A 15,665-nucleotide genomic window follows, 5' to 3' on the forward strand; every position below is an offset into this window, starting at 1 on the left:
AATTTTATTTAAAATATGGATTGTATTTCTTTTCGTCACCAATATTAGTTTCTGGACCATGTCCTGGATATACTTTTATATTATCATTTAAAAGTTTTAATTTTTCGATGCTGTTTTTAATCTCTCCATAACTTGCAGTTGGTAAATCATATCTACCTATTGAGTTTTTAAACAACATATCTCCAGAAAACATTATATCTTTGTATATATAACAGCAAGAGCCATAAGTATGACCTGGAGTTTCTAAAACCGATATCTTTGAATCATTAAACTCAATAGTATCCCCTTCTTTTACATAATAATCTGCAGTTAGAGTAATTGGATTCCCAACTTTTCTTGTATAGTTTTTTTCAGGATCTTCTAGTAAATCTTTTTCTTTTTCAGGGGCATAAATAACTGTACAAAGTTTGTTTTTTAATTCTTCTGCTGCAAATATATGATCAAAATGACCATGTGTAATTAATATAAATTGTATTTCTAAATTACGATTTTTTATATACTCACAAATATCATCAGCTTGTGCACCTGGATCTACTACGAAACATTTGTTATCTTCTGATAAAATGTACATATTTTCACCATATTTTGTAGTAACTATTTTATCTAATGTCATTATTCACTCCTACTATCTATAATTATTGTAACCGGTCCGTCATTTGTAAGTGATACTTTCATATCTGCTCCAAATTCACCAGTTTGAAAAGGTACATTCTCTAATTTTAACTTTTTTATAAAATTATCATATAAATTTTTAGCGAATTCTCCTTTTGCGCATTTATCAAAAGAAGGTCTGTTTCCTTTCCTTGTACTTGCATATAATGTAAATTGAGATACAAGCAATATTTCATAATTTAAGTCTTTAATAGAAAGGTTAAGTTTATCGTCTTCATCAGAAAATATTCTTAGGTTAATAAGTTTTCGAATACAATAATCAATATCTGATTCATTATCTTCTTTATGAATTCCTAAAAGCACTAGAAATCCGTCATTTATTTTGCTTATTGTTATACCGTTAATATCTACTTTTGCTTCATTTACTCTTTGAACTAATAATTTCATTATGAATTCACCCTAAAAACATCTATAGTTCCTTTTGTGTTTTTTATTCTCGCAATTACAGTATCAATTTCCGAGCTAGAACTTATTTCTAAAATAATATTAATCGTTACTGTTTTGTCTTTATTAGTTCTTGTATTAAATGTTTTGATGTTTAATTTACATTCACTTATGACTTTAGTTATAGCTGCTAAATATCCAACATTATTGAAAGAAATAATTTGAAGTTCAACTTGGTAATTACGATTTAATAAATTATTTCCCCATCTAACCGGGATAAGTCTGTCCTTATCATCTATAGACTTTACATTAGAGCAATCTTTTCTATGAACACTTATTCCTCTACCTCTAGTAATATATCCTACTATTTCATCACCAGGTATCGGATTACAGCATTTAGCTAATTTTATTTCGACATTGTCAATACCATCAATTACAACGCCACTTTCTTTAGGTTCCTCATTGACAAAATCAACATGATTTGGTTTATTAACAACTTGATCTGTTTCATAATAATCTTTATGATACTCTTTTAGTTTTGGAATTACTTGTGTAACTCTTGTCGACCCATATCCAATTGCTGCATACAAATCATCTAACGATGAAAAACTTAGCTTACTAGCAATTTCTTCAAGCCAATCTCTTTTTAGCAATTCATTAAAACTATATCCCATTTTCGCAACTTCTTTTTCAAGCATATCTCGTCCAAAAACGATGTTTTCTGTTCTCTGCTCTTTTTTAAACCACTGCTTAATTTTTGTTTTTGCTTGAGAAGACTTTACGATTTTAAGCCAATCTTTTGAAGGACCTGAGTTTGGATTTGTAAGTATTTCTACCACATTTCCTGTTTTTAGTTTGTAAGTTAATGGTACTATTTTACCGTCTACCTTAGCACCTACACATTTATTTCCAACTGCTGAGTGAACTCTATACGCAAAATCAATAGGTGTCGAACCTGATGGCAAATCCATTACGTCGCCTTTTGGAGAGTAGACAAAAACCTCATCATTGGCAAATTCTTCTTTGAATAAGTCCATGAATTCTTTTGAATCAGTATAATCTTTCTGCCAATCCATTATTTCTCTCAACCAAGCTAATTTGCTATCATATTTTGATTTTTTATTCGAAGTTCCTTCTTTATATTTCCAATGTGCAGCAATACCATACTCAGATGTCTTATGCATTTCCCAAGTTCTTATTTGAATCTCATAAGTTCTTCCATCATGCGCTAATATCGTCGTATGCAATGATTGATACATGTTTGGTTTTGGTGTTGCTATATAATCTTTGAAAGTATTTGGGATTGGCCTGAAAAATCTATGAGCAATTCCCAATACATCATAACATTCACTTTCTTTATTTACGATAACTCTAATTGCAGACAAATCTTTAATTTCTTCAAAAGCCAAATGTTTTTTGTACATTTTCTTATAAATCGAAAATATACTTTTTGGTCTTCCAAATATTTCTGCTTTAATATTGCATTTTTCTAGTTCATTTTGAAATTGTCTTATTATATTTTGTATTTGCGATTCTCTTTGTTGTCTTGTCTCGTTGATTTTATTTACAATATCTTGATAAATATTTGGTTCTAAATATTTTAAGCTTAAATCTTCTAATTCCCATTTTATCGTGGACATCCCAAGTCTATGTGCAAGTGGTGCATAAATTTCTAATACTTCGTTAGCTTTTTCGATTTGCTTTTCACGAGTCATATATTCCAAAGTTCTCATATTATGAAGTCTATCTGATAACTTGATAATAATTACTCTGATATCCTTAGCCATAGCAAGAATCATTTTCTTTAAATTTTCGGCTTGATTGTCCTTTTTTGTTTTAAATTTAATTTGTTTTAATTTTGTTACACCATCGACCAGGTCAGCAATTTCTTTACTAAATAAATACTCTAAATCTTCATAAGTTATTTCAGTATCTTCCACGACGTCGTGAAATAACCCGGCTATGATAGTTGCATCATCCATGTTTAATGAAGCCAAAATTTTGGCTACTGCCATTGGATGAATTGCATAAGGCTCACCAGAGTTTCTAAACTGACCTTCATGAGCTCTAACCATGTAGCCATATGCCCTAGTTATCTCATCTACATCAGTATTTGGATTATAAGATTTTATTGATTTTATCAAACTTTGTAAATCCGATTGTTCATAATGCATAAAGCTACCTCCTAATAATTATTTTGTTATAATTATACCATAACATGAGCATTATTGTTAACATTTATCTTAAATCAATTAAATTTAATTGAATATTTTTGACATTATTAAAATCATTAATTTCTGGATAGTATAAAATATCTATATAAGCTTTACAAGAAATACTATTTTCAAGTTCCTTTAATACATTTTCACCAAATTTTCCTAATAAATAGTTATATTTTTCTATAGCATCCGTAAACAAAATTGCATCTATTGCTTTGTTGTTTTTTAGTAATTTCATTTTTAATACATTTTGATTCTTCCCTATCATTTTGGCAAATATAATTTCAACATCCTTATCTCCTAAAATCGGTCTAGGATTATCTTTTCCAAATGGACGCAAATTACCAATTTCTTCTATCAATTCAAAATCGATTTTATCAATATAAAAGCTAGAGTCTATCAAGATTTTCTTAACAAAATCATCTTCTGTAAGTTTGCTATTTTTATTAATTTTAGTTCTAAACTCATCTAATTTATTTTTTTCAATTGATAATCCACATGCCATAGGATGACCTCCAAAAGATACGAACATATCTCTAAACTCATCAAACTCTTCAAAAATATCATATTCTGATATACTTCTTCCAGATCCTTTTAGTAAATTTTTATTTTCAGATTCCGTTAAGATTAAAGTTGGTTTATTATATTTTTCTTTTATTCTTCCAGCTATTATTCCACAAACACTTTCATGAATTCCTTCCACATTGCAAATTAAAATATCGTCGTTTTTTAGTGCGGTATTTTCGATAATTTCGACAGCTTTATTAAATCCATCTTCTGTTAGTTTTTTTCTTTTTTCATTAAGATCGACTAAAATTTTTGCATATGCTTCAACATTATCCATATTTTCATCTCTAAATAGTTCCACTCCTAATTTTGCAGTATCCAATCTTCCTGCTGCATTGATACAAGGACCAATTATAAATCCTAAACTGTATACATTTATTGAATTTTTAATTCCAGTCATGTTGATCAAGCATTTTAAACCGTAATTATCTGTATTATTGATTTCTTCTAAACCTTTTGTAACAAAATACCTATTCTCATCTTTTAAATCGACTATGTCACATACTGTTCCCATTGCTACATATTGAAGCAAATTTTCACATTCTAGCATTCCATATCCTTTTTTTATATTAATAGCTTGTATTAATTTATAAGCAACCCCTGCACCACATAAACTTTTAAAAGGATATTTGCAAGATTGTTGTTGTGGGTTAACGACCGCATCAGCATTTGGAATTATTTCTTTTCCATCATGTTTTATTGTTTGATGATGATCAGTTACAATTATTTTAATTCCATTTTTCCTTGCATAATCACACTGTTCAATTGCACTAATACCATTGTCACAAGTTATTATTAAATCTATATTATCTTCGATACATTTGTCTATTATACTAAAGGAAATGCCATATCCATCTGTCATTCTATTAGGAATATCATAGGAAATTTTATCTGTAAAATATCCAAGTCCATCTAGTAGAGTCATAGTAGAAGAATTTCCATCTTGATCATAATCTCCTACTATTCTTATTTTTTCATTATGATCTATAGTGCTAATAATTATATCTACTGCCTTATCCATATCCTTCATTAAAAAAGGATTATGATATGAATTTTCTGCATTAGGATTTAAAAATTTTTCAAAATCAGTGATATTTCTATTTAGCAAAATTTTTGCTATTAATGGATGAATATTATATTTTTTTGATACTTCGTTATAATTATTTCCTCTATTATTAATTAACCATTTATTCATTCATTATCTCCAAATAAAAAAATGGATTTATAGCCCAAATGCTAAGTTTGAACTATAAATCAATTTCTATTTTACTTCATTATCTTCTTTTTTATTTTCTGTTACTTTTGATGCTTTAACATTTGAAGCAATTGCATTTCTAACAAATTCAAGTCTAGTTTTTTGTGATGAAGTTTCTAATATAACACTATCATCAGTTACAGAAACTATAGTTCCTTTAACTCCACCAATTGTAATTACTTCGTCTCCAACTTTTATAGCGTTTCTCATATCCATGAGTTGCTTTTGTTGTTTTTGTTGTGGGCGAATCATTAAAAAATACATTACAGCAAAAAGTGCAATCAAAGGCAACAACGATGCTAACATTTTTGGCATAATAATCCTCCTTAAATATTTACTTATTTAATAATATCACATTTTTGGTGATAATCATAACCATAATTTCTATAGAATTCATCTTTAAATTCTAAGTATCTATCTTCTTCTATTGATTTGCGAATATTTTCCATCATGTTAATTAAAAATCTCAAATTATGAATAGACAATAATCTAGCTCCCAATATTTCATCTACATTCAACAAATGTCTAATATATGCTCTAGTATGATTTTTGCAGGCATAGCAATCGCAATTTTCATCAAGAGGTGAAAAATCGTCTTTGTATTTTGCGTTTTTTACTACCAATTTACCTTTAGAAGTTAGAGCAGTTCCATTACGAGCGATTCTTGTAGGAAGAACGCAATCGCACATGTCTACTCCATGTTCTACAGCTTCAAATAAATAATCCGGTGTACCAACGCCCATTAGATATCTCGGTTTGTTCTCAGGCATAAAATCAGTTGTAAAATCTAATAACTCAATCATCAAATCTCGTGGTTCACCAACTGATAGTCCACCTATAGCATATCCAGGCAAGTCAAAATCAATTGTATTCTTTGCAGAATATTCTCTTAAATCTTTGTACATTCCACCCTGAATTATTCCAAAGAGATTTTGTCTGTCAATGTTTTTATGATAATCTTTGCATCTTTTAAGCCATCTTAAAGTCCTTTTCATGGAATCTTCAGTGTATTCATAACTTGCTGGATAAGGAACGCATTCATCAAAAGCCATCATTATATCAGATCCTAAATCATTCTGTATTTCCATTGATTTTTCTGGAGATATAAAATGTTTTGATCCATCAATATGACTTCTGAATTGTACTCCTTCTTCCGTAATTTTTCTCGTCTTACTCAAACTGAAAACTTGAAATCCACCACTATCAGTTAGAATTGGTCTGTCCCAATTCATAAATTTATGAAGGCCATCTGCTTTTCTTATAATTTCTTGCCCTGGTTTCAAATATAAATGATATGTGTTCGAAAGAATAATTTGTGAACCAATTGATTTTAATTCATCATTGTTCATTGCTTTTACTGTAGCTCTTGTTCCTACAGGCATAAACACAGGTGTTTTAATAACACCATGATTCGTTTCTATTGTTCCTGTTCTTGCTTTGCATTGAGAAGAATTTTTCTCTAGTGTAAATTTAAACATTCCTTCCTCCATTTATAAACATAGCGTCTCCAAAGCTAAAAAATCTAAAATCATTTTGTTTTGCTTTTTCATAAGCATCAAAAATATATTCCTTCTTAGAAAAAGCACTAACTAACATCATTAAAGTAGACTTTGGTAAATGGAAGTTAGTGATTAAGCTATCCACGATATTAAATTCAAATCCCGGATAAATAAAAATATCTGTCCAGCCACTTTCAGCCACTAATTTTGAATTATTATTGTGTGTTACAGTCTCTAAAGTTCTTACGCTAGTAGTACCTACCGCTATAATATTGTGACCCTTGCTTTTTTGTCGATTAATTATATCTACAGTTTCTTGACTAATAGTGTAATATTCTGAATGCATGTGATGATCTTTAACATCGTCAACTTTAACTGGCCTAAATGTTCCTAAACCTACGTGTAATGTTAAGAAAACTACATAAATTCCTTTATCTTTGATTTTTTCTAATAATTCATTGGTGAAATGAAGTCCTGCTGTGGGAGCCGCTGCACTTCCATTGTGTTTGGAATAAACAGTTTGGTATCTTTCCTTATCATTCAATTTTTCTTTTATATATGGAGGAAGGGGCATATTTCCCAGTTCATCTAATCGCTCTTCGAATATTCCTTCATATTCAAATTTTAAAATTCTAGATCCATCTTCTGTTATGTCAACAACTTTAGCACTTACACTGTCAGAAAACTCTATAACTTGATTTAATTTCATTTTCTTTCCAGGTTTTACTAAACATTCCCATTTATCCTCAGTTTGTTGTAGAAGTAAAACCTCAATCTTTTCTTCTTTTTCTGGTCTGTGTCCAAAAAGTCTAGCGGGAATAACTCTTGTGTTATTACATACTAAAACATCGCCAGGATTTAAATAATCTATAATATTATAAAACTTTTTAATTTCTGTATTTCCATTAAATCTATCCATAACCATTAGTTTAGATTCATCTCTTTTATCTAATGGAGTTTGTGCTATAAATTTTTCATCTAACTCGTAATCAAAATCATCTGTATTCATCTTATAAAATCACCTCTTTCGAACTATATTAAAATGCTTATATGCTTTATCTGTGACAATTCTTCCTCTGGAAGTTCTGTTGATAAAACCAATTTGTAGCAAATATGGTTCATAAACATCTTCAATAGTAATTCTTTCTTCACCTGTAGCCGCTGCAATTGTATCGACACCAACAGGCCCACCATCAAAGTTATTAATCATTGTCATTATGATTTTTCTATCAACATAATCTAGTCCACATTTATCAACTTCCAACAAATTTAAACCACGATTACTTATTTCTTGTGTTATAGTACCATCTGCCCTTACTTCAGCATAATCTCTTACTCTTTTTAATAGCCTGTTTGCAATTCTTGGAGTACCTCTACTTCTTCTAGCTATTTCCATAGCTCCTTCTTCATCAATTCCTATTCCCAAAACTCCTGCAGATCTTGTAACTATTTTTTTCAAACTTTCTATATCGTATAATTCTAAGTTTAATAGAACACCAAATCTATCACGCAGTGGTCCTGTCAATTGACCAGACCTTGTCGTAGCGCCAATAAGTGTAAATTTCTCCAAATCTATTCTTAAACTTCTTGCAGAAGGTCCTTTTCCAACTATTATATCCAAAGCATAATCTTCCATTGCAGGATACAATATTTCTTCGACCGATCGATTAATCCTATGTATTTCATCTATAAACAAAACATCATCTTTTTGCAAATTTGTGAGGATACTAGCCAAATCAGAAGGCTTTTCTATGGCAGGTCCACTGGTTACTCTCAAATTAACACCCATTTCATTAGCTATAATGTGTGCTAATGTGGTTTTCCCAAGTCCAGGTGGTCCATATAATAGCGCGTGATCTAATGGTTCGTTTCTATTCTTTGCAGCTTCAATAAATATTGATAGTTTCTTTTTTACTTTATCTTGACCAATGTAATCGCTCATCCATTTTGGTCTTAAATTAAAGTCAATGTCTTCATCAATTTTCGTAAAAGATGCTCCGACAATTCTATCATTTTTATCTTCCATCTTCTCACCTACCTACTACTATCTAAACTTTTCATTGCTTTTTTCATTATATCTTCAATGGATAAACCAGAAATATCAGTATTTTCAATAAACGCATCGACATCGTTTTTAAAATAACCAAGCTGTAACAATGCCTCTCTTGCAAATTCTGAATCATTAGATCTTTTCACTTCTTTATTAACAGGCTTTTCTGATGGAACAAAGTCTTTTTCTATTTTTTCTTTTAGTTCTAAAATAATTCTTGATGCAGTTTTTTTACCCACGCCTGGTGCTTGTGTCAAAAGTTTAATATCATCTGTTATAATAGCAGTTTTACATTCATCAACAGTCATCGTTGATAATATATTCATTGCATATTTTGGACCTATAGATGTAACATCTGTTAATAAATTAAATAATTCTCTTTCTTTTTGAGATGAAAAACCATATAATATGCTCGCATCTTCTCTTTCAACGAATTCAGTATAAACTTTATATTCATCAAAAGCACTAACATTATCCCTAAAAAAATCAGTTATGAAAATTTTATAACCAATATTGTTATTTTCTAATACTATGTAGTTTTCATGAACTTCTGTTATAACTCCAATAATATACGAATACATATTATCTCCTATTTCATTTCATTTAAATATTTAAATTTACTACCAAAAATATGACATAAAGCCACTGCAACTGCATCTGCTGCATCATCTGGTTTAGGTATTTCATTAAATTTTAAAATTGTTTTGACAGTTTCCTGAACTTGTCTTTTATCCGCTCTGCCATATCCAACAACCGCTTGTTTTATTTGAAGTGGCGTATACTCATAAAGGCTTAAATCTTTATTTATACAGCTTAGAATTTCTACTCCTCTTGCTTGTGAAACAGTTATAGCTGTCTTTACGTTTTTATTAAAAAATAATTCTTCAAAAGCACAATCATCAGGTTGAAATTCATCAATAATTTTATTCATTTCTTGATAAATGAATGATAGCCTATCAGGTAATGCTGATTTTGAACTGGTTGTAATACAGCCATATTCAAGACATTTTATTTTGTTATTATCATAATCCAATATAGAATAGCCAACTATTGCTATACCAGGATCAATGCCTAAAACTCTCATTTATTATCAAATCCTATACTATAATATATTTTAACATGTTTTAATATTATATCATAAACATTTTAACTTGTTAATTTACCTATATGTTATAATATAATCAGTTAAGAAGGAGATAAAATGAAGACTATTTTAATAACTGGTGCTAGCGGTGGTATTGGTGAAGGAATTTGTAAAATGTTAGAAAATCACCCTGAATACAGAATCGTTGTGCACTACTTTAATAATGAAGATAAAGCGAAACAAATCGTTAAAAATATAAGAAATAAAGGAATAGATGCAATATCTTATAAATGTGATTTAAGAAATTATGACGAATGCGAGGAAATGTTTAAATTTATAAGAAATAAATTTAGATGTGTTGATATATTGATTAATAATGCTGGTATATCAATTGTAGAACAATTTCAAGATATCGAAATAGATGATTGGTATAATATGTTTGATGTTAATGTCCATGGAAATTATCACATTTCAAAATTAGCACTAGAAGATATGCTAGACAATAAAGACGGTAATATCATTAATATAACATCTATTTGGGGTATGATTGGTGGATCAATGGAATCTTGTTATTCTGCAACCAAATCAGCCATAATCGGTTTAACGAAGTCATTAGCTAAAGAATTTGGATATAGTAATATTAAAATAAACGCAATAGCTCCTGGCGCAATTAATACACCGATGTTAAATAATATATCAAAGGATGATTTGGAATACGTAGTAGAAGATACTCCTATGGGTAGGCTTGGAACACCAGAAGATATAGCAAATTTAGTGGAATTTTTAATATCCGATAAAAATTCATTTATGACTGGACAAATATTAAGTCCAAATGGAGGTTTTGTAATTGTTTAAAGAAAACTTAACAGATATTAAAATTTTAATAGTAGAAGATGAAAAAAATATCTCTAATGCTGAAAAAAAATACTTAGAAGTTGAAGGTTTTAGAGTTGAACAAGCTTTTGATGGACAAGAAGCCATCGATATGATTAATTCAACGGATTATTCGATGATTATTTTGGATTTGATGCTTCCTAAAATAAGTGGGGAAAAAGTTATGGAAGTTATTAGGTCCAGAACAGAAACTCCTGTCATAATGGTTACTGCGAAAATAGATGAAGATGAAATATTAGAAGGATTAAAGCTTGGAGCTGACGATTATATAACTAAACCTTTTAGTTTAAAAATTTTAGTACAAAAAGTAAAAACAATCTTGAGGAGAGTTGAAAAACTTGGTCTACCTAAATCAGATAAGATTTATTTTGATAATGGACGAGTTAGTATTTCTTTTGATGATAATACTTTTATTAAAGATGGAGAAAATATTAGTCTTACAAGTAATGAATTTCAAATAATCAAAACTTTATTTTCGAATCCTAACAAAATTTTTACTAGAGATGAAATAATAGAATTATCTTTTGGATATGATTATGAAGCTTTTGACCGAGCTATTGATACTCATATAAAAAACATTAGGCATAAAATTGAAGATAATCCTAAAAAACCTCGATATATAAAAACTATATATGGTGTAGGTTACAAATTGGGTGTTTACGATGAAGCTTAAATCTGAAATTTTGTATGAATTTTTAAGAGCTATTCTATTTCCTATTTTATTATTATCATTTATTGCTGTTTTTGTTTTTCAATTTTCATTTAAAAATTTTGTTGATAATGAAGAGTTAAATAGACGAAATAAGATAGAACAATTAACAAAAAATTTATTTATAGATCACCAACAAGGGTTAAGTAAAAAAAGAATAGATCAATATATGTGGTATCTAAGCGAACTAGACTTAGATGTAATTTTCTATGATAATAACGAAAAAGAACTTTACAGTTTTTCTGAAGGCTTTGAATTAGCTAAGAAAACATCTCTTTATAATACTATTGTAAAAGATGTTTATGATAAGAACAATAAAAAAATAGGTCAAATAAAATATATCTATAGAGTTAATAATAATTTCAAAAAAAGAAGTGAAGTTTTTATAACTAATCTTTTTAGATTTATAATTTTATCTTTGTTTTTATCTTACTTTACAGGATTAATAATTTCTATATATCTTTCACGTAAAATAACCAACCCAATAGAAGAACTCACACAAGCAACTGTTAATATCAGAAAACAGATTTACGCTGTGCCTGATATAAAAAGTAGAATTGTTGAAGTAAATCAACTATCTCAAAACATAAACTATATGGCAAATTCATTAAAATCACAAGAGTTTAATAGAAAACAGTATGCACAAAACATCAGTCATGAATTAAGAACACCTCTTACGAATTTAAGAGTTAACTTAGAGTTAATGCAAGATGGTATTATGGAATCAAATAAAGAAAACGTAAATATGCTTCTTGTGGAGGTTGACAGACTTACAAGTTTAATTAATCAATTAAATAATACATTTAAAAAATCTACACCTGAGACAATTTATAATCCTTCTAAATTCAATTTATCAGATTTTCTAAATGAAATATACAAATCAATGAAGACTCAATATGATAATTCAGGAGTTTTGTTCGATTTAGAAATCTCAGAGAATTTGGACATTATTACTGACAGAGAAAAATTAGCAAATATTATTATTAACTTGTTATCTAACGCATTAAAAGCATGTAAAAAAGGAGACTCAGTTTTATTAAGAGCAAGACACATTAACAAAAAAATTGTGATATCTGTAAAAGATACTGGTATTGGAATTAGCGAAGAAAATAAGCCTAAAATTTTCGAAAGATTTTTCAGAGTTGATGACTGCAGAAATACCAAAACAAATGGTTATGGACTCGGTTTATCTATTGTAAAAAATTATACTGACATAATCGGAGCAAACATTTCAGTAAACTCAAAATTAAACTTAGGAACTGTAATGTTGGTTTCCTTTGATGATAGTATAATTACGAAATAAAAAAAAGATTGGTAACAGCAATGCTACCAATCTTTTTTATGACCAAATCTATAAGCCGTGTTCTGTATTTGATAATCATCTATCTAGACTAATTGTTACCAATTAGTTCAAGCAATCTACCTGCCGGAGACGACGAGCAGCCGTCTTTATTCCTATTTGATTTTGCACTGAATGGGGTTTACATAGCCATAAAGTCACCTTTATGCTGGTAGGCTCTTACCCTACCTTTCCACCCTTACCATTAAATGGCGGTATATCTCTGTTGCACTAGCCTTAGGGTCGCCCCCACTGGACGTTATCCAGCATCCTCGCTCTATAGTGCACGGACTTTCCTCATGAATTCATGCGATTATCTGATTTAGTCACCATAATATTATAACACAACTAGAAAATTTTTCTAGTTGGTTTATCTAAAAAATTTAAATCAACTTTTATGTCCGGAAAAGATGTTTGAATACATTTCTTCAATGGTTCAAGCATAAATTTTTCTGATTCATAATGTCCGATATCAATTAATATTAAATTATTATCTGAAGCATCTATCTGTTGGTCGTGTTTAAATTCTGAAGATATAAATACATCACAATTTTTTTCAACACAATCCTTTATGAAGTGACCTCCACTTCCACCAAGGACCGCAATTCTATTTACATTACACTCAGTATTTCCATATACTATGACATTATCGAGCTTTAGATTTTGTTTTACTAATTGAATAAAATCTTCAGCAAAAATCTCATCTATGTCACTATATTTTCCATAACCAGTATTATTATCACACTCTTTTAAGTTTTTTGTATTTTTAAGTCCTATTTTACTTGCCAAAGCATAACTTACTCCAAATTCCATTCTGTCCAAATTAGTATGTGATGAATAAATACAAATATCGTTTTTGATAGCTTTAATTAATCGAGTATTTACACTGTTTTCTGTTTCAATAATACTTTTCAATGGGTGAAAAATAACAGGATGATGTGTAATAATGAGATCATAATTTTCTCTAATCGCTTTATTCAAGCAATTATCATCTAAATCAAGTGATATCAAAATTTTATTAATCTCTAGTTCAAGATTTCCAAATTGCAGACCGCAATTATCAAAATCTTCCTGAAGTTCCAAAGGAACTAATTTTTCAAACCATTTTATAAAATCTTTAAGTTTCAATTTTATCCAACACTTTCTCAAGATCATTTACTTCAACATTGATATTTTCAACTGCACTTTTAACACTATCTGATTTTTTTCCCGACAAACTAGATAATATCGTGTTCTTACTTTCTATCTGTTGATTTATATATTTTTTCAAATAAACTGATTTATTGTCGATTAAATATTTGCCAAATTCATACTCATATTCATTTACAAACAATTGCTTTCCGACTTTTGCTTTTATAATTTGGTAGTATTTATCATTTTCAAATAAATCAACTTCTTCAATGATTTCAAAAGAATTTTCATGCAGAAATCTTCTTAACAAAGCCAAGGAATTGTTCGCTCCTAAAATTAAACAATTAGCACTCTTAGCAATATCGAGGTTTTTATTTAGAATATCAACTATTAGATTTCCTCCCATTCCAGAAATTATAATAGTATCAACCTGATATTCATTTAAATTATCTAAACCATCTGACACATTCAATACAATCTTTTCGGGTTCGTCTAAATAATCTAACTTTTCTCGCAATTTATCCAAAGATTTTTCACTAATATCTGAAGCTATCACTTTTTTAGCTTTTGCAGATTTTACTAATTCATATGGAACAATCCCATGATCCGTCCCTATATCAGCAACTATAGAATTTTCTTCAACCAACTTAATTATTTCTTCAAGCCTTAGTTTTTTCATTTTATTCCAAAAAATCCTTTAATTTTTGACTTCTAGATGGATGTTTCAATTTTCTTAAAGCCTTTGCTTCTATTTGTCTTATTCTTTCTCTTGTTACATCAAAGTCTTTTCCAACTTCTTCAAGTGTTCTAGGAGTACCATCTACGAGTCCAAATCTTAACGCTAATACTTTTCTTTCTCTTTCATTTAAAGTATTTAAAATACCTTCTAATTCTTCTCTAAGCATAGTAAAGTTTGCTGCTTCATCTGGAGCGATTGCAGTATCATCTTCAATAAAATCTCCCAAATGACTATCTTCTTCTTCACCAATAGGAGTTTCTAAACTTACAGGTTCCTGAGCTATTTTTCTTACTTCTCTAACTTTTTCAACTTCTATTCCCATTTCTTTTGCTATTTCTTCATTAGTAGGATCTCTTCCCAAGTCTTGTAATAATTGTCTTTCAATTCTCACAAGTCTGTTAATAGTTTCTACCATGTGTACAGGAATTCTTATTGTTCTTGCTTGGTCAGCAATAGCTCTTGTTATAGCTTGTCTTATCCACCAAGTAGCATATGTCGAAAACTTAAATCCTCTAGTGTAATCAAACTTATCTACAGCTTTCATAAGGCCAAGATTTCCTTCTTGAATCAAGTCCAAGAAACTCATTCCACGACCAACGTATCTCTTGGCAATACTTACAACCAATCTCAAGTTTGCCTCAGCTAATTTTTTCTTAGCTCTTTTAGATCCATTTTCCATTTCTTGTGCCAATTGAACTTCTTCATCAGCAGATAACAATGGAATCTTACCAATTTCTTTTAGGTACATTTTTACTGGATCATCTACATTAATTCCTTTAATATCAGATACATCTTCAATGACTTTCTTATCATTTTTTTCATCTTCATCATCGTCATCTTCTAATGATTCATCTACGTCTAAATCATCAGTATCGTCATCTTTTGAAGATTTTTTTTCAATATCATCATTGCTCTCAAAAATTTCTATATTATTTTCAATTAACAAATTTCTGATATCTTCTATGTCTTCTTCATCTAAAGATGTCAAATCATCAATTTTCTTGAAATCTTTGATAGTAACAATTCCATCATTTTCATTTCCTATTTCTATTAACTGATTTAATGCATCTTTTTTTATTTGTTCAACATCTAAGTTTTCTTCTGACATAAAAAACTCCCTTCT

Annotated in this window: 16 protein-coding genes and 1 other RNA gene; 3 read left to right on the top strand and 14 right to left on the bottom strand. The window is 29.2% G+C overall.

Annotation, left to right across the window (positions count from 1 at the left end; genetic code table 11):
- Nucleotides 1-4 precede the first annotated feature (4 nt).
- From ACU68Y_RS01705 to ruvC, 10 genes are all read right to left on the bottom strand, one after another.
- Entirely contained in the window at nt 5-613 is a 609-nt protein-coding gene (locus tag ACU68Y_RS01705; protein WP_002838429.1) for an MBL fold metallo-hydrolase, read from the bottom strand.
- Nucleotides 613-1,059, bottom strand: coding sequence for a D-aminoacyl-tRNA deacylase (gene dtd / locus ACU68Y_RS01710; protein ID WP_002838147.1), 447 nt, complete (start codon nt 1,057-1,059; stop codon nt 613-615). Before dtd ends, ACU68Y_RS01705 begins: the two co-directional genes overlap by 1 nt.
- Complete coding sequence (locus ACU68Y_RS01715) at nt 1,059-3,230, bottom strand: RelA/SpoT family protein (protein WP_002838433.1); 2,172 nt, start codon at nt 3,228-3,230, stop codon at nt 1,059-1,061. Before ACU68Y_RS01715 ends, dtd begins: the two co-directional genes overlap by 1 nt.
- A gap of 64 nt (nt 3,231-3,294) precedes the next feature.
- Nucleotides 3,295-5,037 (bottom strand): single-stranded-DNA-specific exonuclease RecJ, encoded by a 1,743-nt coding sequence (gene recJ / locus ACU68Y_RS01720; protein ID WP_002838139.1) that lies wholly within the window; start codon nt 5,035-5,037, stop codon nt 3,295-3,297.
- Between the two features lie 66 nt (nt 5,038-5,103).
- Nucleotides 5,104-5,412 (bottom strand): preprotein translocase subunit YajC, encoded by a 309-nt coding sequence (yajC, locus tag ACU68Y_RS01725; RefSeq protein WP_002838251.1) that lies wholly within the window; start codon nt 5,410-5,412, stop codon nt 5,104-5,106.
- A 23-nt stretch (nt 5,413-5,435) separates the two neighbouring features.
- Nucleotides 5,436-6,575 (bottom strand): tRNA guanosine(34) transglycosylase Tgt, encoded by a 1,140-nt coding sequence (gene tgt, locus ACU68Y_RS01730; RefSeq protein ID WP_316449562.1) that lies wholly within the window; start codon nt 6,573-6,575, stop codon nt 5,436-5,438.
- Nucleotides 6,568-7,605 (bottom strand): tRNA preQ1(34) S-adenosylmethionine ribosyltransferase-isomerase QueA, encoded by a 1,038-nt coding sequence (gene queA / locus ACU68Y_RS01735; RefSeq protein WP_002838448.1) that lies wholly within the window; start codon nt 7,603-7,605, stop codon nt 6,568-6,570. The genes tgt and queA overlap by 8 nt, the downstream gene beginning before the upstream one ends.
- A gap of 9 nt (nt 7,606-7,614) precedes the next feature.
- Nucleotides 7,615-8,622: a Holliday junction branch migration DNA helicase RuvB gene (gene ruvB, locus ACU68Y_RS01740; RefSeq protein ID WP_002838178.1), complete on the bottom strand. Its 1,008-nt coding sequence runs from the start codon at nt 8,620-8,622 to the stop codon at nt 7,615-7,617.
- 8 nt (nt 8,623-8,630) lie between these two features.
- Nucleotides 8,631-9,227, bottom strand: coding sequence for a Holliday junction branch migration protein RuvA (gene ruvA, locus ACU68Y_RS01745; RefSeq protein WP_002838203.1), 597 nt, complete (start codon nt 9,225-9,227; stop codon nt 8,631-8,633).
- 8 nt (nt 9,228-9,235) lie between these two features.
- The gene (ruvC, locus tag ACU68Y_RS01750) at nt 9,236-9,730 is read right to left on the bottom strand and encodes a crossover junction endodeoxyribonuclease RuvC (RefSeq protein WP_002838341.1); all 495 of its coding nucleotides are present in this window, start codon (nt 9,728-9,730) and stop codon (nt 9,236-9,238) included.
- 117 nt (nt 9,731-9,847) lie between these two features.
- On the opposite strand from ruvC, the gene ymfI reads away from it, so the two are divergent.
- The 3 genes from ymfI to ACU68Y_RS01765 are packed head-to-tail and all read left to right on the top strand — an operon-like array spanning nt 9,848 to nt 12,636.
- Entirely contained in the window at nt 9,848-10,585 is a 738-nt protein-coding gene (gene ymfI, locus ACU68Y_RS01755; RefSeq protein ID WP_446755267.1) for an elongation factor P 5-aminopentanone reductase, read from the top strand.
- Nucleotides 10,578-11,297: a response regulator transcription factor gene (locus ACU68Y_RS01760; RefSeq protein WP_002838238.1), complete on the top strand. Its 720-nt coding sequence runs from the start codon at nt 10,578-10,580 to the stop codon at nt 11,295-11,297. Before ymfI ends, ACU68Y_RS01760 begins: the two co-directional genes overlap by 8 nt.
- Entirely contained in the window at nt 11,287-12,636 is a 1,350-nt protein-coding gene (locus ACU68Y_RS01765; RefSeq protein WP_446755268.1) for a sensor histidine kinase, read from the top strand. Before ACU68Y_RS01760 ends, ACU68Y_RS01765 begins: the two co-directional genes overlap by 11 nt.
- A gap of 35 nt (nt 12,637-12,671) precedes the next feature.
- On the opposite strand, the gene rnpB is transcribed toward ACU68Y_RS01765, so the two are convergent.
- The 4 genes from rnpB to rpoD form a co-directional block, all read right to left on the bottom strand.
- Nucleotides 12,672-13,001: RNase P RNA component class A (gene rnpB / locus ACU68Y_RS01770), an RNA gene on the bottom strand.
- Nucleotides 13,002-13,020: 19 nt separating this feature from the next.
- Nucleotides 13,021-13,800 (bottom strand): Nif3-like dinuclear metal center hexameric protein, encoded by a 780-nt coding sequence (locus ACU68Y_RS01775; RefSeq protein WP_446755269.1) that lies wholly within the window; start codon nt 13,798-13,800, stop codon nt 13,021-13,023.
- The gene (locus tag ACU68Y_RS01780) at nt 13,790-14,482 is read right to left on the bottom strand and encodes a tRNA (adenine(22)-N(1))-methyltransferase (RefSeq protein ID WP_446755270.1); all 693 of its coding nucleotides are present in this window, start codon (nt 14,480-14,482) and stop codon (nt 13,790-13,792) included. The genes ACU68Y_RS01775 and ACU68Y_RS01780 overlap by 11 nt, the downstream gene beginning before the upstream one ends.
- Before the next feature lies 1 nt (nt 14,483).
- Complete coding sequence (gene rpoD / locus ACU68Y_RS01785; protein WP_002838335.1) at nt 14,484-15,650, bottom strand: RNA polymerase sigma factor RpoD; 1,167 nt, start codon at nt 15,648-15,650, stop codon at nt 14,484-14,486.
- Nucleotides 15,651-15,665 lie beyond the last annotated feature (15 nt).

Source organism: Finegoldia sp. P1-F-LS (genome assembly GCF_052932205.1).

Excerpts from the sequence above, each read along its gene's own strand:
- ACU68Y_RS01765 (WP_446755268.1), top strand. The coding sequence starts at position 11,287 with ATGAAGCTTAAATCTGAAATTTTGTATGAATTTTTAAGAGCTATTCTA.
- tgt (WP_316449562.1), bottom strand. The coding sequence starts at position 6,575 with ATGTTTAAATTTACACTAGAGAAAAATTCTTCTCAATGCAAAGCAAGA.
- queA (WP_002838448.1), bottom strand. The coding sequence starts at position 7,605 with ATGAATACAGATGATTTTGATTACGAGTTAGATGAAAAATTTATAGCA.
- ACU68Y_RS01780 (WP_446755270.1), bottom strand. The coding sequence starts at position 14,482 with ATGAAAAAACTAAGGCTTGAAGAAATAATTAAGTTGGTTGAAGAAAAT.
- yajC (WP_002838251.1), bottom strand. The coding sequence starts at position 5,412 with ATGCCAAAAATGTTAGCATCGTTGTTGCCTTTGATTGCACTTTTTGCT.
- rpoD (WP_002838335.1), bottom strand. The coding sequence starts at position 15,650 with ATGTCAGAAGAAAACTTAGATGTTGAACAAATAAAAAAAGATGCATTA.
- ruvC (WP_002838341.1), bottom strand. The coding sequence starts at position 9,730 with ATGAGAGTTTTAGGCATTGATCCTGGTATAGCAATAGTTGGCTATTCT.
- recJ (WP_002838139.1), bottom strand. The coding sequence starts at position 5,037 with ATGAATAAATGGTTAATTAATAATAGAGGAAATAATTATAACGAAGTA.
- ACU68Y_RS01705 (WP_002838429.1), bottom strand. The coding sequence starts at position 613 with ATGACATTAGATAAAATAGTTACTACAAAATATGGTGAAAATATGTAC.
- ymfI (WP_446755267.1), top strand. The coding sequence starts at position 9,848 with ATGAAGACTATTTTAATAACTGGTGCTAGCGGTGGTATTGGTGAAGGA.
- ruvB (WP_002838178.1), bottom strand. The coding sequence starts at position 8,622 with ATGGAAGATAAAAATGATAGAATTGTCGGAGCATCTTTTACGAAAATT.
- dtd (WP_002838147.1), bottom strand. The coding sequence starts at position 1,059 with ATGAAATTATTAGTTCAAAGAGTAAATGAAGCAAAAGTAGATATTAAC.
- ACU68Y_RS01715 (WP_002838433.1), bottom strand. The coding sequence starts at position 3,230 with ATGCATTATGAACAATCGGATTTACAAAGTTTGATAAAATCAATAAAA.
- ruvA (WP_002838203.1), bottom strand. The coding sequence starts at position 9,227 with ATGTATTCGTATATTATTGGAGTTATAACAGAAGTTCATGAAAACTAC.